The following is a 22,102-nucleotide window of genomic DNA, read 5'->3' as shown; positions in this document are numbered from 1 at the left end:
CCCGGCACTCGTAGTGCCGAGCCCCTCTCGGGAAGGCGTGTGTCTAGTAGACCGGCTTGTTCGGCTCGATCTGGTTGACCCAGCCGATCACACCGCCGCCGACGTGGACCGCGTCGGCGAAACCGGCCGACTTCAGGACCGCGAGGACTTCCGCACTGCGGACACCCGTCTTGCAGTGCAGGACGATCTTCTTGTCCTGCGGGAGGGACTCCAGGGCGGTGCCCATGAGGAACTCGTTCTTCGGGATCAGCTTGGCGCCCGGGATGGAGACGATCTCGTACTCGTTGATCTCGCGGACGTCGATGATCTCGATGTTCTCGCCGTCGTCGATCCACTCCTTGAGCTGCTTGGGAGTGATGGTCGAGCCGGCGGCGGCCTGCTGGGCCTCCTCGGAGACGACGCCGCAGAAGGCCTCGTAGTCGATGAGCTCGGTCACGGTGGGGTTCTCGCCGCAGACCGCGCAGTTCGGGTCCTTGCGGACCTTGACCTGGCGGTACTGCATCTCCAGGGCGTCGTAGATCATCAGGCGGCCGACCAGCGGCTCGCCCGTGCCGGTGAGGACCTTGATGGCCTCGGTGACCTGGATGGAGCCGATGGAGGCGCACAGCACACCGAGGACGCCGCCCTCGGCGCAGGAGGGGACCATGCCCGGCGGCGGGGGCTCCGGGTAGAGGCAGCGGTAGCACGGGCCGTGCTCGGACCAGAAGACGGAGGCCTGGCCGTCGAAGCGGTAGATCGAGCCCCAGACGTACGGCTTGTTCAGCAGCACGGCCGCGTCGTTGACCAGGTAGCGGGTCGCGAAGTTGTCCGTGCCGTCGACGATCAGGTCGTACTGGCTGAAGATGTCCATCACGTTCTCGGCCTCGAGCCGCTCTTCGTGGAGGATCACGTTCACGTACGGGTTGATGCCGAGGACGGAGTCACGGGCGGACGCGGCCTTGGAGCGGCCGATGTCGGCCTGGCTGTGAATGATCTGGCGCTGCAGGTTCGACTCGTCGACCTCGTCGAACTCCACGATGCCGAGCGTGCCGACACCCGCCGCGGCCAGGTACATCAGCGCCGGCGAGCCCAGGCCGCCGGCGCCCACACAGAGCACCTTGGCGTTCTTCAGCCGCTTCTGCCCGTCCATGCCCACGTCGGGGATGATCAGGTGGCGGGAGTACCTGCGGACCTCGTCTACGGTGAGCTCGGAAGCGGGCTCGACCAGGGGTGGCAGCGACACGGGGACTCCGTTGGTCGGTCAATCACTACAGTTGTTCTCCCCGTAACACTGCCACGCCCTTTTTCATTCCGAGACACCCGTTCCAACCAGCGAGACGATTTCGTCCCAGTAGCCGGGCATCGTCTCCCAGGGGTCGATCCGTCCGCCGCGGTCCGTGCGGTCGGTGAAGTAGATCGTGGCGGCGCCCTGCCAGCGGGCGATGCGCAGCGCTTCGTCGAGGTGGCCGCGCGGGACACCATGGACGAAATGGCAGAAGCGCTCGGGCGGATGGTCTGCGGTCCACTCGGCCACCTGCGACCAACGGTAGTCGCTCCACGGCCCGGAGAAGGTCACCAGCTGGTCGGCGATCTCCACATATCCGGGGTGGGGGTGCGTGCCGTGGCCGAGGACGAGGTGGCCGCCGCCGAGGAGGGTCCGGAGCGCGGTGACCGTGCGGCCGGTCTCGGGGAGGGCGCCGCGCCCGGTGGGACAGCGGTCCAGGACGAAGCCGTCGACCCGATACCAGTCGAGATAGCGGTGTGCGTCGGCGGCGATCTCGGCGAGGGCGCGCGCCCCATAGGTCGTGTCCAGGTGGCCGAGGACCCGGACGCCCCCGTTCCGGAGCCGTCCGGCGGCTTCCAGGCAGTGCGGGTCGGGGCGGGTGCCGGGGCCGTCGGAGACGTTCAGGACGACCCAGTGCAGCGGCGTGCCGGGGCGGGTGAGTTCGCCCCATTCCAGGGGAGCGACGAGGGGGTGGGCATAGCCGGGGATGCCGAAGCGCAGACGTAAGCCGGTACTGGCGACGCCGGACGGGGAGGGGGTCAGATACGGCATGCCGCCTCCATCCAGATGTCGGCGAGGGACTCCTCCAGATTGATGCGGGGCCGCCAGCCGAGGCGGTCGCGGGCGGTGCGCACATCGGCCTGCTGCCAGCTGCCGCAGCCGTCCGGATAGGGGTAGGAGACGGGGCCCGCGTGGTCCGGTTCGGGGCGGGGGTGGCCGATGGTGGGCCTGAGGGGGCCGGGTGGGGCGTCGAGTTCGTGGAGGGCGCCGCCGTATCCGGCGACGCGGGCGAGGACGGCGGCAGCGTCGCGGAGGCGTACGGCTCGGCCCGAGCCGATGTTGATCACACCCTGGGCGGCGGAGAGCGAGGCGGCGTGGACGGCGCGGGCGACGTCGCGGACGTCGACGAAGTCGCGCTGGACGCCGAGGCCGCCGAGTTTCAGCTCGCCGTCGCCGGACTGCATGGCGCGGCGCATGGCTTCGGCGAGGCGGCCGAGCGGGGAGCCGGCGGGGGTGCCGGGTCCGGCGGGCGAGAAGACACGGAGGACCACGGCGTCCAGGCCGGAGCCGAGGACGAGTTCGGTGGCGGCGAGTTTGCTGACGCCATACGGGCCGCCGGGGCGGGGCACGGCGTCCTCGGCGGTGGAGGAGCCGGGCTGGCTGGGCCCGTACTCGGCGCCGCAGCCGAGCTGCACCAGTCGGGCGCCGCAGCCGCTGCGACGCAGGGCCTCACAGACGGTGGCGACGGCGACGGTGTTGTGCCGGGTGAGTTCGCGGGCGCCGCCGCGGGTGGCTCCGGCGCAGTTGACGACGACTCCGGGGTGGACGGCGTCCAGGAAGCGGGTGAGCGCGCCAGGGCTGCCGGTGGCGAGGTCGAACCGTACGTCGGCGTCGTCGCCGCGGCCGAGCGCGGTGAGCTGTACGGCCGGGTCGGCGAGCAGGCGCTCGGCGACGAAGCGGCCGAGGTATCCGTTGGCTCCGATCAGCAGGACCCTCATCGGGCGGCTCCCGGGGCGGGTTCTCCGGTTCGGGAGGTGATCATCTGGCGTTCTCCTTATGGGGTGGTGCCGGGGTGATGAGGTGGGCCCGCGGTGTCGGCCCCGCGGGAGGTGACGCCCGGGACGGATGTCCCGCGCATCGGTCGGACTCGGGCTCGCAGGGCGGTGTTCGGCCGTGCGGGGCCCGAGGTGGGTCAGGTCGCCCCGGAGGGCAGGGCGTGGGCCGAGGCCCGGGTCAGCGTGCGGGTGGCGTGGACGAGCAGGGCGAGCGCGGCGGCGCCGCACACGAGGGCGGGGACGGCCCCGGGGCCCCAGGCCTCGGCGACGGTCTCGACCGGGACGGACAGGAGGGAGCAGCCGGGCAGTCGGCTCGCGAAGACCGTGCCCAGCGCGAGCGCCACGGCCACGGCGGCGGCGCGGAGGGCGACGGCCGGGGCCTGGGGGAACCCGTGGGCGGTGAGGAGACGGGCGAGCAGCAGGAGCGCGCCCAGGGCACCCGCGCCGGCGTACCCGGCGGTCTCGTCCAGGACGGCGCCGCTCAGCGCGAGCAGAGCGCCCAGAGCGCAGAGGTGGAGTGCGAACACGCCGAGGATCAGGGGCTGCACGGAGTCGGCGAACTCGGCGAGGCCCCGGCTGGCGGCCAGTTTGCGGCGGGCGCGTACCGAGAGGAGGTGGGCGCACCAGACGGCGGGGGCGCAGGACAGGGCGAGCGCGAGTACGGGCGCGAGGGCCATGGGCCAGAGGCCGTGGGGGCCGCCGTCGAGACCGGCGGTGAGCAGGCCGTCGCCGAGGAGGGCGTACGCGACCAGCCAGCAGGTCCAGATCCGGGTGCGGCCCGCCATGTCCGGCGGGACACGCAGTGGGCCCCGGTCGAGGGCCACGCGGAGGGAGAGCGCCACCGCGAGGGCGCCGAGGGCGGCGGCCACGAGACGGGGTTGGCCGTCGGTGAGGCGTACTCCGACGACGGCCGCCGCGCACACCGTGCCCGGCAGAACGGCGAGCACGGCCCAGCCACGGCGTGCGCCGGGCGCGCTCGGCACCGGCTCGCGCTCTGTGGATTCCTCCGCGTCGCGCGACACGCGCGCGTACATCTCCTCGGCGAGCGAGAAGACGTCCCGGTGCCGGAAGCGGGCAGCCGTGCGGTCGGTCACCCCGTGCGCCTCCAGCCCGGCGGCGATCTCCAAGGGGTCCACCGCCCGCTCGCACAGCACCCGGTGCCGGTGCATCAGGGCCTTCACCGGATCGACGCCACCGCGGCGCGGAGAAGCCTTGGCCTCGGCCGCGGCGGAGCTGTCGTCGATGAGCCGGGCAGTGGTCTCGGGCGGGGCGACCCCGTCCGAACGGCCCGGCGCTGCCGAGCGGTCCGACGCTGCCGAGCGGTCCGACGCTGCTGATCGGTCCGACGCTGCTGATCGGTCCGACGCTGCCGAGCGGTCCAGGATGTCCGCGCGGTCCAATGCGTCCGTGCGATCCGCCGCCTCCACGGCCGAGCGGTCCGTCCCGTCCACGGCCGAGCGATCCGCCCCGTGGAGTCCGTCGAACCCGTCCAACTCGTCCAGCCCGTCCAAGCGCAGCTCGCTCATCGCGCCCCCTCCCCCGCGGGCACCGGCTCCCCGGCCCCCGTGCCCGAGGCCCTCTCCGTGGCCAGGACCGGATCCCCGGCCGACGCCGAAGCCGAAGCCGTGACCGGGGCGGACACCGAGGGCGAAGCCGTGACCGGGGCGGACACCGAGGGCGGAGCCGTGTCGGGTGCTGTGTCGGGTGTTGTGCCGGATGCCGCCTCCCGAACCGGCCGGGCCACGGGCCCCCGTGCAAGGCCAGGCACAGCGCCCGGTGCCGATGCCGAGCCAGGTGCCAGCGGCGGGGCCGGGGCCGGCGGCGGCACCGTCGCCCGCACGGGCGCCCCCACGGCCCACGGCGGCCTCCCGGCAGCACCCCCACCGGGCCCGGCGGCCCCCACCACACCGGCGACCCCCGCGATCCCCGCCACACCAGCAACTCCTGCCACACCAGCGACCCCCGCAACCCCAAGCCCTCCCGTCGCCACCTGGGAATCGGTCCAGCGGCCGGGGACACGGGCCTCGGCGGGCGCTCCGAAGGGCCGTGGTTCGCCGGAGTCGTCGAGGACGACCTTGCGTACCGGGGCGTGGGAGACGACTTCGAGGTAGATGCCACGAAATGCCTCGACGTTCTGTTCCACCGTGAAGAGTTCGAGGGCTCGTGCGCGGGCGGCGGCGCCAAGGCGCGCGCGGCGCTCGGGTTCTCGCAGGAGTGCCACGCACGCCTCGGCGAGCGCCCGCGGATTGCGCGGCGGTACGACGAGCCCGGTGCCGCCGATGACCTCCACGACCGCGCCCACATCGGTGGAGACCGTCGGCCGGGCGCAGAACATGGCCTCGACCAGGCTGATCGGGAAGCCCTCGACGACGCTGGACAGCACGACCACCGCGCCCGCCGCATAGGCCTCGGCCAGGTCGGGGACGGCCGGGTCGCCGATCCCCTCGAAGGAGACGGGGTTGTCGCCGACCGCGTGGACGCCGTCCGCCTCGTCGGGGAAGAGCTGTGCGGCCAGGGCCTTGCAGTGCCCCAGATAGGCGACGGCCTCGGACCCCGCCGCCGCTCCGACGATCCTGAGCCGCGCCTTGGGTTCCGCCCGGCGGATCTCGGCGAAGGCGTGCAGCAGCGAGATCAGGTCCTTGGCGGGCTCGATACGGCCGACCCAGACCAGCGTGTGCGGATCCGCGCACTCCGCCGACTCGCCGACCTGCGCGAAGCGGGCGGCGTCCATGCCGGGGTAGACCGTCCGGATCCTGGCGCGGTCGGCGCCACAGCGCTCCTGCCAGCGCCGGGCGTGGGTGTTGCCGGGGGTGAGGCAGGCGGCCTCCCGGTAGACCTCGGCGGTCAGCCGCCGGTGGAAGGCCGCGAGCAGGGCGCGCACCGGCGGCTCCCCCGAGGCCCCGAGGTAGTGCGCCCGCAGCGGCACGCCGTACTCGGTGACCAGCAGCGGCACCCCGTGGAAGTGCCGGGCCAGCAGTCCGGGCAGCGCGGCCGAGCCGCCCGCCGCCGCGTGGCACAGGTCGACCGAGCCGAGCCCGTCGTCCTCGTACCAGTCGAGCGAGAGGGGGCGCAGGGCGCGTTCGAGATGTGAGGCGACCGTCAGCAGATCCGGTACGCGAGCCGCACGCGCCCCCCGCAGTGCGCCCGGCGCACGACAGGCGCGCTCCAGCGTGCGCACGGCGACCTCGGAGCGCAGCGCGCCGACCAGCCCACCCTCGTCACGCGCCAACTCGGCGAGCCCGTACAGCGCGTTGCCGAAACGGTCCGCCTCAACGTCGGCCCCACCTCGGGAGGCATCTCCGGCCACACCGGCCGCACCGGCCCCGCCGTCCATGCCAGCCGCAACCCCGGCTGCGACCCCAGCCGCAACCCCGACCCCGCCTCCTCCGCCCGAGCACACGGCCGCCACCAGTTCGCCGTACGCCTCCGCGAAGCGCCTGCGGGTCCGGCGGCCATGGACGACCCCGTCGCCCTCGGCCGTCCAGAGCGGTGCCGTGCGGACCCGGCTGACCTGCCTCGGCAGCGGGATCCAGCCCTCGTCCTCCTGCCGCTCGCTCCGGCTGAGCGCGTAGATGTCGAACTCGTGTCGCTCCAGCCCGCGTACGAGTCGGTCGCACCAGAGCCTGGCGTCACCGCTCACATACGGATAGCCACCCTCCGTAAGCAGTCCGATGCGCACGCGTGCACCCCCGATCTCCCGTTTGAGGAGCCGCCGTTCACCCGGCGGCTCGCAGCGGGACGAACGTATGCGGACAAGGCGGTGGCGCGACGGACGGTTGTCCATCGCGCCACCAAAAGGGGTGAACGGTCGTAACTTTCCCTAGCGGGACGCCTTTTGTCGCGCTAAGGGATCACGTGATCACGGCCCGTCAACTACCAGGGTAGGGCCAAGGGTTGGCCTTGCAGGTGATCCCGTCGTACGTCAGGAACTTGCTCTGCTGCTGCATGACGGGGGCGAGGTCGCCGTCCTTGTCGCAGGTCACATGGTTGTAGCCGAGGCGGTGACCGATCTCGTGGTTGATCAGCATCTGCCGGTACGGATGGATCCGGTCGCCGTACGTCTCGGAACCCTGGGCCCAGCGGTAGGCGTTGATCATCACGCGCTCGGTGGAGGCCGAGTCGCAGGACACGTTGTCGACGGTCGTGTCGAGCCCCGACTTGGCACACCAGAACGCGGTGGTCCCCGGGCTGGCCAGCGTGATCACGAAGTCCGGTGTCCCCGAGGAGATCCGCTCGAACGTACGGCCGCCGCTGTGGGCCCAACTCCGGTCGTCGTTCAGGGTCTTCTGCACCGCCTCGGCGAACAGCGCGGCGTCCAGGCCGAGTCCCTTCTCGACATCGACCCGGTAGCGGAACTTCTCACCCGTCCCCGGCGCCTTGTCGAAGCCCTTGACCGCCTCGAACTTCCCGCCGCCCTTCAGATCGGCGGCGAGCGCGTACTTCTCGCCCATCTTCTGGTCGTACGACAGCGGGGTCGCGCTCGGGCTGGGCGAGCTGGACGGTGTGGGCCGGTCGTCGCTGCGCGAGGTGTCGCGCACATCGCGTTCGCCGGCGTCGGCGGCCTGCGGCTGTGTGACGGTGCCCTCGTCCCCGCCAGTCATCTGCCCGCCCACGACGACCACCAGCACGGTCGTCACCGCGGCGGCGGCGATCCCGGCGAACGCGCGCCCCTTGCCGCCCTTCGCCGTCTCCCCGGACCCGGCCGCGGACCCGTCGTCCGGAGGATCCTCGGACAGCGGTTCCCGCCGCGAAGGAGCCTCCCGCAGCGGCATCTCCTCAAGGGCCACCTCGACCCGGCCGTCCGCGTCGGCGCCCGGCGCGGCACGGTGTGTCCGACCGGGTGTGTGGATGTCGTCGACCTCGTCGAAGGCATCCAGATAGGCCTGGCGGGGGCCTCCGGGGGGCATGGTCTCCTGCCGCTGCCGGGGAATGGGGGTGCGGCGACCGGAACGCTCGGAAGGCTCGCCGTACGGGGCGCCGGGGGGTGACGCCTCGCCCGGCACACCATACGGGGCCCCCTGGGGAGCCCCTTGCGCCACGCCGTGTCCGGCACCCGTACGGCGCCCACCACCACCCAGATGCCCCCAGCCCCCGCCCTCTTCACGCTGCTCGGGGTGCCCACCACGACTCGGCGGATAGCCGCGCGCCGGAGTGCCGTCGGGCAGCCGGGGAAAACCGTGCGCCGGAGTGCCATCGGCAAAACGCGGCACCCCGTGCGCCGGGGTGCCGTCGGGAAAGCGGGGGAATCCGTGCGCGGGCGTGCCGTCGGGGAAGCGCGGCCCCTGCTGCCCTGGCGCGCCCCCGGCGAACCTCGGCGCCCCCTGGCCGGGGGCGCCGTCGTATCCGCGGAGCCGCGGGGTACCGCCCGGCGACCGGGCCCCCGCCGGAGCCGTCGGAGTCGCCGGCACCGAAGCGCCCCTGGCGCCCGGAATCGCCGGTCCGCCCGCGCCCGGGACACCCCGGACGGCCTGGCCCTCCGGCGCTCGCGGCGCCGCAGGTCCGCGGTCGTCCGGCCCGGCGGACGTCGCCGTCCGGGCTGCCCTTGTGTCGTTCGTGTCGCCTTTCGGCGCCCGCCCCTTGCGGCTGTGCCGTCCCACGCCGCGCCTCAGCTCCCCACGCCGGGAGGGCCCGTTGGAGGCCCTTCGGCAGCCGATCCGACACCGTCGGCACCGGCCGAACCACCGCCGCCCACCGGACCACCCTCATTCGAATCGCCGACCGAAGCCGAACCCGAAGCCACCGCACCAACAGTCTTGCCGGCACCCTTACCGGCCGAACTCACCGAAGCCGAAGGCGAAGGCGAATCCGCACCCGAATCCCAGCCCCTCGACCCCGAACCCCTCGGCCCTGAACCCACCGACGCCGAGCCCATCGGCCCCGCGTCCTCCGCACCCGCCTCGTCGCCCGACTTCCCTGTGTCCACGAGCAGTTCACGGAACGCGGCGGCAACCGCCTCCGGATACTCCATCATCGCCACATGTCCCGCCTCCGGCAACGAGACAAGACGGGAGTCGCGGAAGGAGCGGGCCGCGCGCTGGGCCATGCGATAGCCGACGAGTTGGTCGCGGCGGCCGTAGACGAGGAGCGTCGGGGCGAGGACGCGCTCGGCCTGGCGCCAGAGAGAGTGCTGTCCGCCCAGCGTGTACGCGTCCACGAGCCCCCGGGTGGAACGCGTCATCGCGTCCCACATGTACGGCAGTTGGAGGCGCCGCTCCATCTCCTCGACGGCGTTGCGGAACGCCTCGTCCGAGACGCGGCCGGGGTCGCCGTAGCAGAGCGCCATGACGCCCCGTACCCGCTGCTCGGCGCTCCAGCCCTTGGTGAAGCGGGCGAAGAGCCTCGGCACGCCCGGCAGGGCGAACATCGCCGTCGGTACGGCGGTCCGCTGCACGAGGAACTCCGGCAGGGCGGGCGAGACGAGGGTCAGGGTGCGGACGAGATCGGGGCGGAGGGCGGCGACCCGGGTCGTGATCGCGCCGCCGAGGGAGTTGCCGAAGAGGTGCACGGGACCGCGCCCGGACGCGTCGAGGTGACGGATGACCGCGCGCGCGTGTCCGGTGACGGAGTAGTTGCCGTCGTCCGGCGGCGGCGAGTCGCCGAAGCCGGGCAGATCGAGCGCCTCGCCGTCCACGCACGCGTCGAGCAGCGGCATCAGCGCGGACCAGTTCTGCGAGGACCCGCCCAGACCGTGCACGTACAGGGCGGGCGGCAGTCCTTCGCGCGCCGGCGGTCTCGACCGGACCGAGAGGGTGATCCCCGGCAGCCGGACCGTCCTCAGCCGCTCACCGGGCGCCACACGCACGGCACTCGCCTTCGGCGACGCGGTGGCGGTCAGCAGGGACGGCAGCTCGGTCGAAGACATGCGGGCAATGTTACGAGACGATCACGCAGTGGCTCATGTGTTCGCCGTCACAGACCAGACCACTATTCGGCCACTTGCCACGGGTGTCCGGAGCGAGGACCGGAGCGAGCAGTCGCGGCGGCCGGTCCGCGCGGACCGCACAGCGCCGCGATCGCCGTCTCCCAGGCTCGATAGGCTCGTGGGTAGGCTTGCAGACAGGGAAATCCGGGCTCGCGGACAGGGCATCCGGGCTCGCGAAGAGGGAACCCGTACGCGGCCCCACCTGCCGCCGGGGACATACCGGCGGCACCGGGGCAGCACCAGGAAGGGGAACCCACGATGGCCGTCGACCCGACCGATCCCGACACCTTCGCCGAGGAGGACTCCGTACAGTTCGACGACGTCGAGGCCACCGAGGCCGACGCCGCCGAGCAGCACACCGACGTCGCCCGGAACCGGGACGACCCGCTGACCGACGCCGACCCGGACGCCGCCAACGAGGCGGACCTGGCGGAACAGGCCAGGGTGGTCTCCCTGGACGAGGACGACTACCGGTAACCCGACCCTCACCTGGGACGACGACCGGTGACGAGAAAGGGCTTCCGTCTGCCCGCCATGCACCTGTTTGACGTGGTACGCGGCACTTTCCCCGGCGTCCGGTCCGTGAAATTCTGCGCTCGCACCGCGCACACCCGGGTTACCGAAAAGTACGATGGCGGCGCGGCGCTCACCGCATGTGGACGATTTTGGGAGGCGGCGTGACAGCCATCGAGCAGACAGAGGCGGCGCGCCCGCGAGGCACGCGCCTGCCGCGCCGAGCCCGACGGAACCAGTTGCTGGGCGCCGCCCAGGAAGTCTTCGTGGCCCAGGGTTACCACTCGGCCGCGATGGACGACATCGCCGAACGCGCCGGAGTCAGCAAGCCGGTGCTCTACCAGCACTTCCCCGGCAAGCTCGACCTCTATCTGGCCCTGCTGGACCAGCACTGCGAGTCCCTCATCCAGGCCGTACGCGGCGCGCTGGCGTCGACGACCGACAACAAGCAGCGCGTCCGGGCCACGATGGACGCCTATTTCGCGTACGTCGAGGACGAGGGCGGCGCCTTCCGGCTGGTCTTCGAGTCGGACCTGACGAACGAGCCCGCCGTGCGCGAGCGCGTCGACAAGGTGACCAACGAGTGCGCCGAGGCCATCTGCGACGTCATCGCGGAGGACACCGGTCTCTCGCGCGCGGAGTCGATGCTTCTCGCCTCCGGTCTTGGCGGTCTCTCCCAGGTGGTGGCGCGGTCCTGGCTGCACAGCGACCGCAGCGTCCCGCGCGAACAGGCGGTCCAGCTGCTGGCCTCGCTGGCCTGGCGCGGTATCGCCGGCTTCCCCCTGCACGGCATCGACCAGCACTGACCGATTGCACTGACTGACTGCACTGACTGACCGCACTGATCGGCGGCACTGATCAACGGCGTCGCTCGACGGCGTCGCTCGACAGCTCCGTTCGCGGTCGAACGATTTGTTCCCGGCCTCTGTTCGCTCCTGGCGTTCTCGGGCGGAGCGTGCGCGTCCCCTCACCGGGCTAATGTGTGCTGCGTACGGCGCGGAAGCCCGCGCATTTCACTGACCGTCGGAGGGACATAGCCGTGGAGGTCAAGATCGGCGTGCAGCACGCGCCCCGCGAGATCGTTCTGGAGAGCGGTCAGAGTGCCGAGGAGGTCGAGCGTGCCGTTGCCGAGGCGCTGACCGGCAAGTCGGCGCTGCTGAGCCTCACGGACGAGCACGGCCGCAAGGTGCTGATCCCGGCCGACCGTCTCGCTTACGTCGACATCGGCGAGTCGGCCGTCCGCAAGGTGGGCTTCAGCGCGCTGTAGTCAGCTGTGGGCAAGAGGCACAAGAGGTGCACGGAGGGGCCCGGTGGTGTGAAACCACCGGGCCCCTGCGTATGTCCGCCGCTCGTCGCCCCCACGGGGGAAAGCGCACAGAGCCACCACATCTCCCGCACAGACGATGATTGCGTTCCTTGACTCGCGGGTAGTACCGGCTACGACCGATCTGCCCAGGCCAGGCCGTGCGGGAGGGAACCCGATCATGTTCTTGGAAGCACTCGGATCCGCACTGCTCGGCTTCGTCCTTGCCTGCGCCGCGGCCTACCGTCTGCCGCACCGCCTGCCGTCCCGCACCCTGGTCCTCCCGACCGGCACCGCGGGCGGCCTCTTCGGCGCCTTCCTGACCCACACGACGCTGGGCTCCGTGAACTACCTGCTGATCCTCACCGGCGCGCTGATCGTCGCGGCGGCCTCCCTGTCCCTGCTGCTGCGCCCGACGGAACGATTTCGACGCAGCAGCTCCGCGACAGCCTGAGGAAGACCCTCCCACGGCGGCGAAGCCGTCCGTTCAGGGGCGCGGGGAACTGCGCGACCGGCCACGACGAGCGCCGCACCCGCAGAACGACACCGCACCCCACGGCGACTAGTACTGCAACCGCATCTGGCGTGACGGATGGTCGGCGGTCTCGTTGGTATGACTGTGTGCTGATGCGCTGACGGTTGAGCAGGTCGAGTCGTGGTCCGAGGGGGTGGCCGGGCTCCATGCCCGGTTCGCCCACCGTTTCGGCAGGTCGGAGCCCCGCGAGCGGGCGCTGGACTACCTGAACGGACTCGTCGCGCCGCTGGAGAAGAAGAACGGGTGGACGCTGTCCGAGCAGGTCGGGCAGCTCCGCCCGGACGGCGTCCAGCGCCTGCTCAACCACTCCGACTGGGACGAGAACGCGGTCCGCGACGATGTGCGCGACTTCGTCGTGGAGACCATCGGAGCCAAGAACGCGGTCCTGATCTGCGACGACACCGGTTTCCTGAAGAAGGGCACCAAGTCCGCCGGAGTCCAGCGGCAGTACACAGGTACCGCCGGCCGCACGGAGAACTGCCAGATCGGGACCTTCCTGGCCTACGCCTCCGCCAGGGGGCGGGCATTGATCGACCGTGAGCTCTACATCCCCGTTTCCTGGACGGATGACCGTGAGCGCTGCCGCGCAGCCGGGATCGACGACGAGATCCCCTTCGCGACCAAGAATGAGCACTGCAAGTGGATGCTGCAACGTGCCGTCGACGCAGGCATCCCGTTCGCGTGGGTCACCGCTGACGAGGCATACGGGCAGGTCAAGCACCTGCGGGTATGGCTGGAGGAACGCAGGATCGCGCACGTACTGGCCACCAAGGTCAACGACACCGTGACCACGGCGGACGGCGGCGACGCCAGGGTGGACCAGTTGGTCGCCGCCCTGCCCAGGCAAGCGTGGAAGCGGGTTTCCGGGGGCCAGGGCGCGCACGGCGAACGGATCTACGACTGGGCCCGCGTCGCCATCCGCCCGTACTGGGAGAACGGCTTCGGGCACTGGGTTCTGGCCCGCCGCAGCATCAGCGACCCCACCGAGATCGCCTACTACGTCTGCTACGGATCGGTGGCCTCCCGGCTGAAAGACCTGGTCAAGGTAGCCGCCGCGAGGTGGGCGGTGGAGGAGTGCTTCCAGACCGCCAAGGGCGAGTGCGGCCTGGACCACTACCAGGTGAGGCTCTACCGGGCCTGGTACCGCCACATCACCCTGGCCATGGCCGCCCTCGCCTACCTGACCGCCGTCCGCGCCGCAGAAGCCGCAAAAGGGGCGGAGCGGACGACGAGCAAGACCTCATACCCCTCAGCGTCCCGGAGATCCGCCGACTGATCGGCCACATCATCGTCACGCCCCGCCACCACAGCAACGACCATCATCTGCACTGGTCACGCTTCCGACGACGCAGCCAGGCCCGTGCCCGCCGCTCCCACTACAAACGCCGAGGCCACAACCCGCAGATGCGGTTGCAGTACTAGGGCCTGTCGTTTGGCTCACGCCTGGGCCGCGGGGCGTGGCACGCGCATCTGCCGCGTTGTCGTCAGTCGCCGACGCTCCGCGTCGACGCCCTCCTCCGCCTTGCAGCCGCACGCACCAGGCCCCGCTCACCGGCGGTCACCAGGCACCGTGGCCCGAAGCCGGCGTGATCCAAACGACAGGGCATAGGAGCCCCCGCTCACGCCGCGAGGCCCAGCGCGGCCATCCGCTTGGTGTGCGCCTCGGTGATCCGCGAGAACATCCGCCCCACCTCGGCCAGATCGAAGCCGTCGGCGACACCGCCCACGAGCATCGTGGACAGGGCGTCCCGGTCGGCCACCACCCGCTGCGACTGCGACAGCGCCTCCCCCATCAACCGCCGCGCCCACAGCGCCAGTCGGCCGCCCACGCGCGGGTCCTCGTCGATCGCGGCACGCACCTTCTCCACGGCGAACCCGGCGTGCCCCGTGTCGTCGAGCACGGCGAGCACCAGCCCGCGGGTGTCCGAGTCGAGGTGCGCCGCGACCTCTCGGTAGAAGTCGCTGGCGATCGAGTCGCCGACATACGCCTTGACGAGTCCCTCCAACCAGTCCGACGGCGCGGTCTGCTTGTGGAAGCCGTCGAGCGCGTCGACGAACGGCTCCATGGCCCGCGTCGGCTCCTCGCCGATCTCGGTGAGCCGACCGGCGAGCCTCTCGAAGTGGTGGAACTCGGCCGCCGCCATCTTCGCCAGCTCCGCCTTGTCGACGAGGGTCGGCGCCAGCTTCGCGTCCTCCGCGAGCCGTTCGAACGCCGCCAGCTCCCCGTACGCCAGCGCCCCCAGCAGATCCACCACCGCCGCGCGGTACTGCGGGTCGGCGGAGGCCCGGTCCCAGTCCTGGGCGGCGATCCCGGTGACCTCGGCGGTGTCGTCGGCGGCGGACTCGCCGCCGGTGGCGTTCTCAGGCTTGTCAGACGTGGTCATGAAGCGCACAATAGCCCGCTTCGCGCAACGCGGAAGGGCCTGGTCACGCAGTGCGCCCCCGGCGCACGAATCGGCGCGTGATTCGATGTGACGACGACTACGTGACCAAATCGGCCATCGCATATGCGCGATTCCGGGGTATGGTGGTAATGCGCCTGCTGGTACGTCGACATAGTTCGGACGTAGTTCGATCGCTCGACCGTATCTCGACAGGCCGCACGCATGAGGATGCCCGGTCGGTGGCCCGATCGGCTCCGACCCGACAGCCCTCCTTTTCCGTACGGCACTCCGCGTACGGCGTCCGGAGGGAACCCCTCAGCGGTATGAGCGCTAGAGCGTCGGCAGTGGTCCCGTGCCACACGGCCCGCCCGTGAGGCGGCCGACGTCCCCGGCACGGTCCGACACGACCCCCGCGCTCGCCTCACACCGCGTACACAGAAGAGGCAGCACCCTGACTACGACTTTCCGAGATCTCGGGATCTTTCCCGAGACGGCCGAGGCCCTTGAGGCCGTCGGCATCGTCAACCCCTTCCCCATCCAGGAGATGACCCTCCCGGTCGCCCTCACCGGCACCGACGTCATCGGCCAGGCCAAGACCGGTACCGGCAAGACGCTGGGCTTCGGCCTCCCGCTGCTCGAGCGCGTGGTCGTCCCCGCCGATGTCGAGGCCGGGCGTGCCAAGCCAGAGGACCTGGTCGACTCCCCGCAGGCGCTCGTCGTCGTCCCGACCCGAGAGCTGTGCACCCAGGTCACCAACGACCTGCTGACCGCCGGCAAGGTGCGCAACGTCCGCGTCACCGCCATCTACGGCGGCCGTGCCTACGAGCCCCAGGTCGAGGCCCTCAAGAAGGGCGTGGACGTCGTCATCGGCACCCCCGGGCGGCTCCTCGACCTCGCGGGCCAGAAGAAGCTGAACCTGAAGCACGTCAAGTGCCTGGTCCTCGACGAGGCCGACGAGATGCTCGACCTGGGCTTCCTGCCCGACGTCGAGAAGATCATCAACATGCTTCCGGCCCGCCGCCAGACGATGCTGTTCTCGGCGACCATGCCGGGCGCGGTCATCGGTCTCGCCCGCCGTTACATGTCCCAGCCGACGCACATCCGTGCCACGGCCCCGGACGACGAGGGCGCGACGGTCCGCAACACCTCGCAGCACATCTACCGCGCGCACAACATGGACAAGCCCGAGCTGGTCGCGCGCATACTGCAGGCCGACGGCCGGGGACTGGCCATGGTCTTCTGCCGTACCAAGCGCACCGCCGCCGACCTCGCCGACCAGCTCAAGCAGCGGGGCTTCGCCTCCGGCGCGGTCCACGGCGACCTCGGCCAGGGCGCCCGCGAGCAGGCGCTGCGCGCCTTCCGCAACGGCAAGGTGGACGTCCTCGTCTGCACCGACGTCGCCGCCCGAGGCATCGATGTCGAGGGTGTCACCCACGTCATCAACTACCAGTCCCCCGAGGACGAGAAGACGTACCTGCACCGCATCGGCCGTACGGGCCGCGCGGGTGCCAAGGGCATCGCGATCACCCTCGTCGACTGGGACGACATCCCGCGCTGGCAGCTCATCAACAAGGCGCTGGACCTCGGGTTCAACGACCCGCCGGAGACGTACTCCACCTCCCCGCACCTCTTCGAGGAGCTGAGCATCCCGGCGGGCACCAAGGGTGTCCTGCCGCGCTCCGAGCGCACCCGGGCCGGTCTGGAGGCCGAGGAGCTGGAAGACCTCGGCGAGCCGGGCGGGCGCGGTCCGCGCGGTCGTGGCGGCCGTTCCTCCGGCCCGGCGCCCGCCGCCGAGCGCGAGCGTGAGCGTGAGCGCCCGGCGCGTACGCCGCGTCGTCGCCGCCGTACGCGCGGTGGCGCCACGCTCGACGGCGTCGCCCCGGAAGCCGCGACGGTCACCGAGCCGTCGGCGCCCGCGTCCGCGCCGTCCGTGCAGACGCCGGGTGGCGACTCGGTCGAGTCCGAGCCCCGTACGCCTCGCCGTCGTCGTCGCACCCGGGTCGGGGCGAACCCCGCCGCCGAGGCCGCTGTCGAGACGGCCGAGACTGCCGAGACGGTCGAGAGCACGCCGATCGAGCGGGCCGAGGCCGTGGTCGGGACCGTCGCCGGTACGACTGCGGGTACGCCCGTCGAGTCGGCCGAGGAGGCGCCGAAGCCGCGTCGCCGTCGGACCCGCAAGTCCGTGGACGCCGCGGCGGCCGTGGAAGCCGTCGAGGCTGCCGCCGTCGCCGAGGTGGCGCCGAGCGCGGAAGCCTCGCTCGACACCGCCGAGGCTCCGGCCAAGCCGCGTCGTCGTACGCGGAAGGTCGCGGCGCCCGTCGCGGCCGCGCCCGTCGAGACCGTGGTCGAGGAGGCCGTGGCCGAGGAGGCACCGGCCAAGCCCCGGCGCCGGACCCGGAAGGCCGCGGAGAGCGCCGAGGCCGTCGTCGAGACGACGGACGGTGCGGCCGAGGCCGCCGTCGACGCCGTCGAGGCGCCCAAGACGCGCCGTCGGGCTCGCAAGAGTGTGGCGGAGGCCGCCGAGAGCGTGGTGGAGGCTGTCGCCGAGGAGGCCGCGCCCGCGCCGCGTCGTCGGACCCGCAAGACCGCGGAGGCCGCCGTGGCCGCGGTCGACACGGCCGAGGGGGCGACCGCCGAGGTTGCCGCCGCGCCGCGCCGCCGTACGCGTAAGGTCGCGGCGCCCGTCGAGACCGCGCCCGTCGAGACCGTGGTCGAGGAAGCCGTTGCCGAGGAGGCACCGGCCAAGCCCCGGCGTCGTACACGCAAGGTGGCCGAAGCCGCCGTTGCCGTGGACGAGGCCGGCGTCGAGGTCGAGGCTCCTGCGCCGCGTCGTCGTACGCGGAAGGCCGCGGCGACCGTGACCGCGACGGGTGAGGGGGTGGTTCCTGCTCAGCCTACGGAGGAGCAGGCCACTAAGCCTCGTCGTACGCGGAAGGCCGCGGCTCCGGCTGTCGTCGAGGACGGTGGGGCTGAGGCTCCGGCGCCTCGGCGGCGTGTGCGGAAGGCTGTGGCCGCCGTGGAGGGCACGGAGGGCTGAGGCGGTTCTGCCGTAGCTGCCGAGTAGAAGGTCCGGTTTCCCTTCGGGGGGCCGGGCCTTCGGCGTTTCCAGGGCTTCTCGCTTCCGCCGCCCCTACCCGTCCCATCCCATCCCCAGGGGCTGCGCCCTTCGACCCGCTTTCGCGCTCCGCGCGGGGGGTGCGCTTTCGGGTGCGGGTCCGGTGGGGGCTGGTCGCGCAGTTCCCCGCGCCCCTGAAGAGCCGGGGCTGCGCCCCGTGCTCTTCGGGCCGAAGGGCCGGTCTGCGCCCAAGGGCCGGAGGCCCTTGAGGGGCGCGGGGAACTGCGCGAGAAGCCCCACCGGACCCGCACCCGAAAGCGCGCCCCACCCGGACGCAGGGGTGGGACGGTCGTCCGGGGCCGTGGCCGGTTACCCTCCACCCATGAGTCGTCCCCCTACCTTCACACCGCCGCCCGGCGCCCGTGCACATCGTCTGCGTACCCCCCGCGGGGAGTTCGCCGTGATCGAGGCGGGCACGGCGGTGAAGGGGACCGTCCTGCTCGTGCCGGGGTTCACCGGGAGCAAGGAGGACTTCATCGCGTTGCACGAGCCGTTGGCGGAGGCGGGCTATCGGTCGGTGGCGGTGGACGGGCGGGGGCAGTACGAGAGCCCGGGGGCGGAGGACGACGAAGCGCCTTACGCACAGGCCGAGTTGGCAAAGGATCTGCTCGCCCAGGCGGAGGCCGTGAGCGACGGTGGTCCGCTGCATCTCGTCGGTCACTCCCTCGGCGGCCAGATCTCCCGCGCCGCCCTGCTGCTGGACGCCTCCCCCTTCGCCTCGCTCACCCTCATGGCCTCGGGGCCCGCCCAGATCTCGGCCGGCCAGCAGGAGCGCGTGAAGCTGTTGCGGGACGCCCTCGCCGTGATGGACATGGCGCAGGTGTGGGACGCCATCCAGGCGATGGACGCGCCGGAGCCCGAGGAGACCGAGACGGGCGCCCTCGACGAAGGGCTGGACGACCGCGACGACCTGCGCCGCCGCTGGCTCGCCACCAGCCCCGCCCAACTGATCGCCACGGGCCGCCAGCTCTGCTCGGAACCCGACCGCGTCGCCGAACTCGCCGCCGTGGACCTGCCCCAGCACGTCCTGTCCGGCGAACGCGACGACACCTGGCCGATCCCGCTCCTCGACGACATGGCCGTACGGCTGAACGCCCGTCGCACCGTCGTCCGCGACGCCGAGCACTCCCCCAACACCGATCAGCCGAAGGCGACGGCGGACGCCCTCATCGGATTCTGGGACGGGATCACCACCCGCTGAGCCCAGCAGCCGGGCAGGGCGAGCCCCTAGTACTGCGCCCGCAAGTGCTCCCAGAAGCCGTCCCGCAGTGCCCGTCTGAGGTCCGCCTGCCCGCGCAGCGAGTACTGGAGCAGCCCCTCCGCCTCGACGAGCAGGTCCTGGTCGACCGAGCCGGGCAGGTACGGGTGGCCGTGGAGCAGTTCCTGCAAGGTCTCCCGGCCCCGGGAGGCGAGCCACTTCGCGGCGATCTGGGCGCCTACGAAGCGGACGTCCTCGCGGGTGGGGCGGGCGCCGGTGGGGGCGTCGTAGGTGGCGGCGGTCCGCCGTGACACATACGGCTTGAAGAAGTCCAGGTCGAAGGTCCGCTGGCTGTCGACCTCCCACAGCAGCGGCTCCGCCTGGTTGCGGCCCTCGGGCGCCTCGATGCCCCACAGATGGACCCGCGCCCCGTACCCCTGCGCGGCCTCGACCGCCGAGACCAGGTCCTCGTCGCCGCCGATGAGGGCCGCGTCGCTGATCGCGCGATGCCGGGCCAGCGACTCCAGATCGGTGCGGATGAGGGAGTCGACGCCCTTCTGCTGGTTGTTGGCGTTGAGGTTGCCGAGCCGCACCTTCACGTCCGGCAGCTCGGCGATCGACTGCTGCTCCGCCGTGTGGATGCGGCGGCGGGCCCCGTCGTACCAGTAGACCCTCAGCAGCCGGCTGTCCGCGAAGATCGTGCGCGCCTTGTCGATCAGGGCGTCGATCAGTCCCTCCGCGTCCAGGTCGAAGGACCGCCGGTCCTCCGTTCCGGCGACGAGCCGCCCCGCGGCCGCGTACAGATAGCCCGCATCGACGAAGATCGCGTGTGTCGAGGGTGTCTTCGCCACCTCGGCGAGCATGCGGTGCAGCAGCTCGTTCGTACGGTCGATGCGGGCGCCGAGCGCCGTGAGGTCGTCGTTCATTGCTTCCATTGTCCCGGCGGTCACGCTGCGAACACAACCGGTCCCAATCAGTCTTCTTGCCTGCGGGTAGACATACCCCCCACACCACTTACCAGCTAGTAATTAGCTTCTCGAAAATTTTCCTTAGCGTAAGGAATGTTTGTAACACGCATACCGTTGACTCCGTATGGAACACGGGCACCGATGACCCGTGAACCAGCACCAGTAGTTCTCCTCAGGAGGATGACCAGACGAAGGGAGAAGCCCTTGCGCTTCGAAATCCTGCGACTCGACGATGTCAGCGGCACGCCCGTGGACAGCACCGTCGTGGATGCCGCCTCCGTCAACCGGATCGTGCAGCAGGCCGCCGCCATCGGGCAGCGCCTCTGGATCCGCCCGGCCGACGTGACCGCCTCGTAGTACGCGGATCCGTTCACACTTCAGAGCCCCGTACGGCATCGATGCCGTACGGGGCTCTGTTACGTCCGGGTGAGCCGGATGTCCGGGTGAGCTAGGCGGCTCGGACGACCTGGGTGACACCGTTGATGATCTGCTGGACGGCGATCGCGGAGAGCATCATGCCCGCGAGCCGGGTCACCAGGACCACACCGCCGTCCTTGATGACGCGGATGATCAGCAGCGAGTACCGCATGGTCAGCCACAGCACGACGTGGATGGCCAGGATCGCGGCCCACACGGACACCTGACCGGCCACGCCGTCCGCCTTCTGCACCGCGAGGATCACGGACACGATCGCCCCGGGGCCGGCCAGCAGCGGCATGCCCAGCGGGACGAGGGCGACGTTCACGTCCTTCGTCTGCGTGGGCTCGTCCGACTTGCCGGTCAGCAGATCCAGCGCGATCAGCAGAAGCAGCAGCCCGCCCGCGATCATCAGCGCCGGTACGGACACATGCAGATGGGCCAGGATCTGATGCCCGAGCAGCCCGAAGACGGTGATCACACCACCGGCCACGCATACGGCCTGGAAGGCCATCCGCTTCTGGGTGCGCGCGGGCCGCCCGGCGGTGAGCCCGAGGAAGATCGGCGTGATCCCCGGGGGATCCATGATCACGAAGAGGGTGAGAAAGAGGGAACCGAAGACGGCGAGATCGAACACAGGGGTGCCTTGCGGGAGTGAAGAGCGAAAGAGAGTGGGCAGCCCACGGTCCAGAACCACTGTGGGCAATCGTTCCGCGGGCGGAACGGGTGGGCACAGCCGGCAGCCGCCGGGTGCCGTACGAAACCGGGGGATCGGCTAGCGAACCCCGCCCGCCCCCGGGACGGGAAACGCTCCGGTGGCCCGGCGCGTGATCTCCCCGTACACCTCGGGGTCGGTCGTGTACTCGCCGAGCACGCAGGTCTTGCGGCTGCCGTGGTAGTCGGAGGAGCCCGTGGTGAGCAGCCCCAGTTCCTTCGCGAGGCCGCGCAGCCGTGCCCGGGTCGCCGGGTCGTGCTCCATGTGGTCGACCTCGATGCCGTCGAGCCCGGCGGCGGCCAGCTCGGCGATCGCGGACTCCGGCACGGTCCGGCCGCGCTTGGCGGCGGCGGGGTGGGCGAAGACGGCGACACCGCCGGCGCCCTTGATCAGCCGGATCGCCTCGAAGGGGTCGGTCTCGTGCTTCTCGACGTAGGCTCGGCCGCCGTCCGCGAGCCACTGCTCGGTGAAGGCGTCGCCCACGGTCGGTACGACGCCGAGTTCGACGAGGGCGGTGGCCACGTGCGGGCGACCCACGGAACCGTCGCCGGCGATCCGCGCGACCTGGTCCCAGGTCACCGGTACGCCCAGGTCGTTCAGCTTGGCGATCATGCCCCGGGCCCGCGGCACCCGGTCGTCCCGGACCAGTTCGCGCTCGGCGAGCAGGTCGGGCTCCTCGGGGTCGAACAGGTAGGCGAGCATATGCATGCTGACGCCGTCGAGGCGGCACGACAGCTCGGCGCCGGTGACCAGCGTGAGCCCTTCCGGCAGCGCGGCGATCGCCTCGGCGTGCCCGCGCGTGGTGTCGTGGTCGGTCAGCGCGACGACGTCCAGTCCGGCCGCGCCCGCCTTCCGCACCAGCTCCGCGGGAGTGTCCGTACCGTCGGAGGCCGTGGAGTGGCAGTGCAGATCGATACGCACGACTCGGACTCCAGGCGCGCTAGACGAAGAAACGGAAGCGGACGCTCAAGGGTAGCGCCCTTCCGGGCTACT

General features: G+C 71.6%; 19 protein-coding genes. 8 read left to right on the top strand and 11 right to left on the bottom strand.

Features of this window, described 5'->3' with window-relative positions; translation table 11 throughout:
* Nucleotides 1-43: 43 nt before the first annotated feature.
* From moeZ to F9278_RS32920, 7 genes are all read right to left on the bottom strand, one after another.
* Nucleotides 44-1,222, bottom strand: coding sequence for an adenylyltransferase/sulfurtransferase MoeZ (gene moeZ, locus F9278_RS32950; RefSeq protein ID WP_152171553.1), 1,179 nt, complete (start codon nucleotides 1,220-1,222; stop codon nucleotides 44-46).
* Nucleotides 1,223-1,285: 63 nt separating this feature from the next.
* Nucleotides 1,286-2,035: a spherulation-specific family 4 protein gene (locus F9278_RS32945; protein WP_152171552.1), complete on the bottom strand. Its 750-nt coding sequence runs from the start codon at nucleotides 2,033-2,035 to the stop codon at nucleotides 1,286-1,288.
* The gene (locus F9278_RS32940) at nucleotides 2,023-2,982 is read right to left on the bottom strand and encodes an NAD-dependent epimerase/dehydratase family protein (protein ID WP_086752258.1); all 960 of its coding nucleotides are present in this window, start codon (nucleotides 2,980-2,982) and stop codon (nucleotides 2,023-2,025) included. Before F9278_RS32940 ends, F9278_RS32945 begins: the two co-directional genes overlap by 13 nt.
* Before the next feature lie 194 nt (nucleotides 2,983-3,176).
* Nucleotides 3,177-4,565, bottom strand: coding sequence for a hypothetical protein (locus tag F9278_RS32935; protein ID WP_226967063.1), 1,389 nt, complete (start codon nucleotides 4,563-4,565; stop codon nucleotides 3,177-3,179).
* The gene (locus tag F9278_RS32930) at nucleotides 4,562-6,718 is read right to left on the bottom strand and encodes a DUF3492 domain-containing protein (protein ID WP_152171551.1); all 2,157 of its coding nucleotides are present in this window, start codon (nucleotides 6,716-6,718) and stop codon (nucleotides 4,562-4,564) included. The genes F9278_RS32935 and F9278_RS32930 overlap by 4 nt, the downstream gene beginning before the upstream one ends.
* A 190-nt stretch (nucleotides 6,719-6,908) precedes the next feature.
* Complete coding sequence (locus tag F9278_RS46425) at nucleotides 6,909-8,636, bottom strand: DUF3152 domain-containing protein (protein ID WP_193241739.1); 1,728 nt, start codon at nucleotides 8,634-8,636, stop codon at nucleotides 6,909-6,911.
* Between the two features lie 8 nt (nucleotides 8,637-8,644).
* Nucleotides 8,645-9,901 carry an alpha/beta fold hydrolase gene (locus F9278_RS32920; RefSeq protein WP_152171549.1) on the bottom strand — a complete coding sequence of 419 codons (1,257 nt, stop codon included), beginning with the start codon at nucleotides 9,899-9,901 and terminating at the stop codon, nucleotides 8,645-8,647.
* Between the two features lie 318 nt (nucleotides 9,902-10,219).
* Between F9278_RS32920 and F9278_RS32915 the strand changes: the two genes are divergently transcribed.
* From F9278_RS32915 to F9278_RS32895, 5 genes are all read left to right on the top strand, one after another.
* Nucleotides 10,220-10,438 carry a hypothetical protein gene (locus tag F9278_RS32915; protein WP_152171548.1) on the top strand — a complete coding sequence of 73 codons (219 nt, stop codon included), beginning with the start codon at nucleotides 10,220-10,222 and terminating at the stop codon, nucleotides 10,436-10,438.
* Between the two features lie 200 nt (nucleotides 10,439-10,638).
* Nucleotides 10,639-11,280 carry a TetR/AcrR family transcriptional regulator gene (locus tag F9278_RS32910; protein ID WP_152171547.1) on the top strand — a complete coding sequence of 214 codons (642 nt, stop codon included), beginning with the start codon at nucleotides 10,639-10,641 and terminating at the stop codon, nucleotides 11,278-11,280.
* 233 nt (nucleotides 11,281-11,513) lie between these two features.
* Entirely contained in the window at nucleotides 11,514-11,741 is a 228-nt protein-coding gene (locus F9278_RS32905) for a DUF3107 domain-containing protein (protein ID WP_005480533.1), read from the top strand.
* Nucleotides 11,742-11,958: 217 nt separating this feature from the next.
* Nucleotides 11,959-12,231: a hypothetical protein gene (locus F9278_RS32900; protein WP_152171545.1), complete on the top strand. Its 273-nt coding sequence runs from the start codon at nucleotides 11,959-11,961 to the stop codon at nucleotides 12,229-12,231.
* A gap of 178 nt (nucleotides 12,232-12,409) precedes the next feature.
* Nucleotides 12,410-13,588: an IS701 family transposase gene (locus F9278_RS32895; RefSeq protein WP_152166950.1), complete on the top strand. Its 1,179-nt coding sequence runs from the start codon at nucleotides 12,410-12,412 to the stop codon at nucleotides 13,586-13,588.
* A 343-nt stretch (nucleotides 13,589-13,931) separates the two neighbouring features.
* Here F9278_RS32895 and F9278_RS32890 read toward each other — a convergent pair whose 3' ends face one another.
* A complete protein-coding gene (locus F9278_RS32890; RefSeq protein WP_152171544.1) occupies nucleotides 13,932-14,705 on the bottom strand; it encodes a ferritin-like fold-containing protein in 774 nt (257 codons plus the stop codon).
* 535 nt (nucleotides 14,706-15,240) lie between these two features.
* Here F9278_RS32890 and F9278_RS32885 point away from each other — a divergent pair.
* The gene (locus F9278_RS32885; RefSeq protein WP_226967062.1) at nucleotides 15,241-17,733 is read left to right on the top strand and encodes a DEAD/DEAH box helicase; all 2,493 of its coding nucleotides are present in this window, start codon (nucleotides 15,241-15,243) and stop codon (nucleotides 17,731-17,733) included.
* A gap of 400 nt (nucleotides 17,734-18,133) precedes the next feature.
* Nucleotides 18,134-19,012, top strand: a complete 879-nt coding sequence (locus tag F9278_RS32880) for an alpha/beta fold hydrolase (protein WP_152171543.1) — start codon at nucleotides 18,134-18,136, stop codon at nucleotides 19,010-19,012.
* A 26-nt stretch (nucleotides 19,013-19,038) separates the two neighbouring features.
* On the opposite strand, the gene F9278_RS32875 is transcribed toward F9278_RS32880, so the two are convergent.
* Nucleotides 19,039-19,944 (bottom strand): NYN domain-containing protein, encoded by a 906-nt coding sequence (locus F9278_RS32875; protein ID WP_193241737.1) that lies wholly within the window; start codon nucleotides 19,942-19,944, stop codon nucleotides 19,039-19,041.
* Nucleotides 19,945-20,181: 237 nt separating this feature from the next.
* Here F9278_RS32875 and F9278_RS32870 point away from each other — a divergent pair, with 237 nt between their 5' ends.
* Entirely contained in the window at nucleotides 20,182-20,334 is a 153-nt protein-coding gene (locus F9278_RS32870; protein WP_086755393.1) for a hypothetical protein, read from the top strand.
* A 91-nt stretch (nucleotides 20,335-20,425) separates the two neighbouring features.
* Here F9278_RS32870 and F9278_RS32865 read toward each other — a convergent pair whose 3' ends face one another.
* Both F9278_RS32865 and F9278_RS32860 read right to left on the bottom strand, forming a co-directional pair.
* Nucleotides 20,426-21,031 carry a MarC family protein gene (locus tag F9278_RS32865; RefSeq protein ID WP_152171541.1) on the bottom strand — a complete coding sequence of 202 codons (606 nt, stop codon included), beginning with the start codon at nucleotides 21,029-21,031 and terminating at the stop codon, nucleotides 20,426-20,428.
* Between the two features lie 138 nt (nucleotides 21,032-21,169).
* Nucleotides 21,170-22,030, bottom strand: a complete 861-nt coding sequence (locus F9278_RS32860; RefSeq protein WP_152171540.1) for a PHP domain-containing protein — start codon at nucleotides 22,028-22,030, stop codon at nucleotides 21,170-21,172.
* Between the last annotated feature and the right edge of the window lie 72 nt (nucleotides 22,031-22,102).

The sequence above is a fragment of the Streptomyces phaeolivaceus genome, from assembly GCF_009184865.1.
Taxonomy (GTDB): domain Bacteria; phylum Actinomycetota; class Actinomycetes; order Streptomycetales; family Streptomycetaceae; genus Streptomyces; species Streptomyces phaeolivaceus.
Note: the sequence above shows the minus strand (reverse complement) of the source record. Positions and strands in the feature narration are given on the sequence as shown.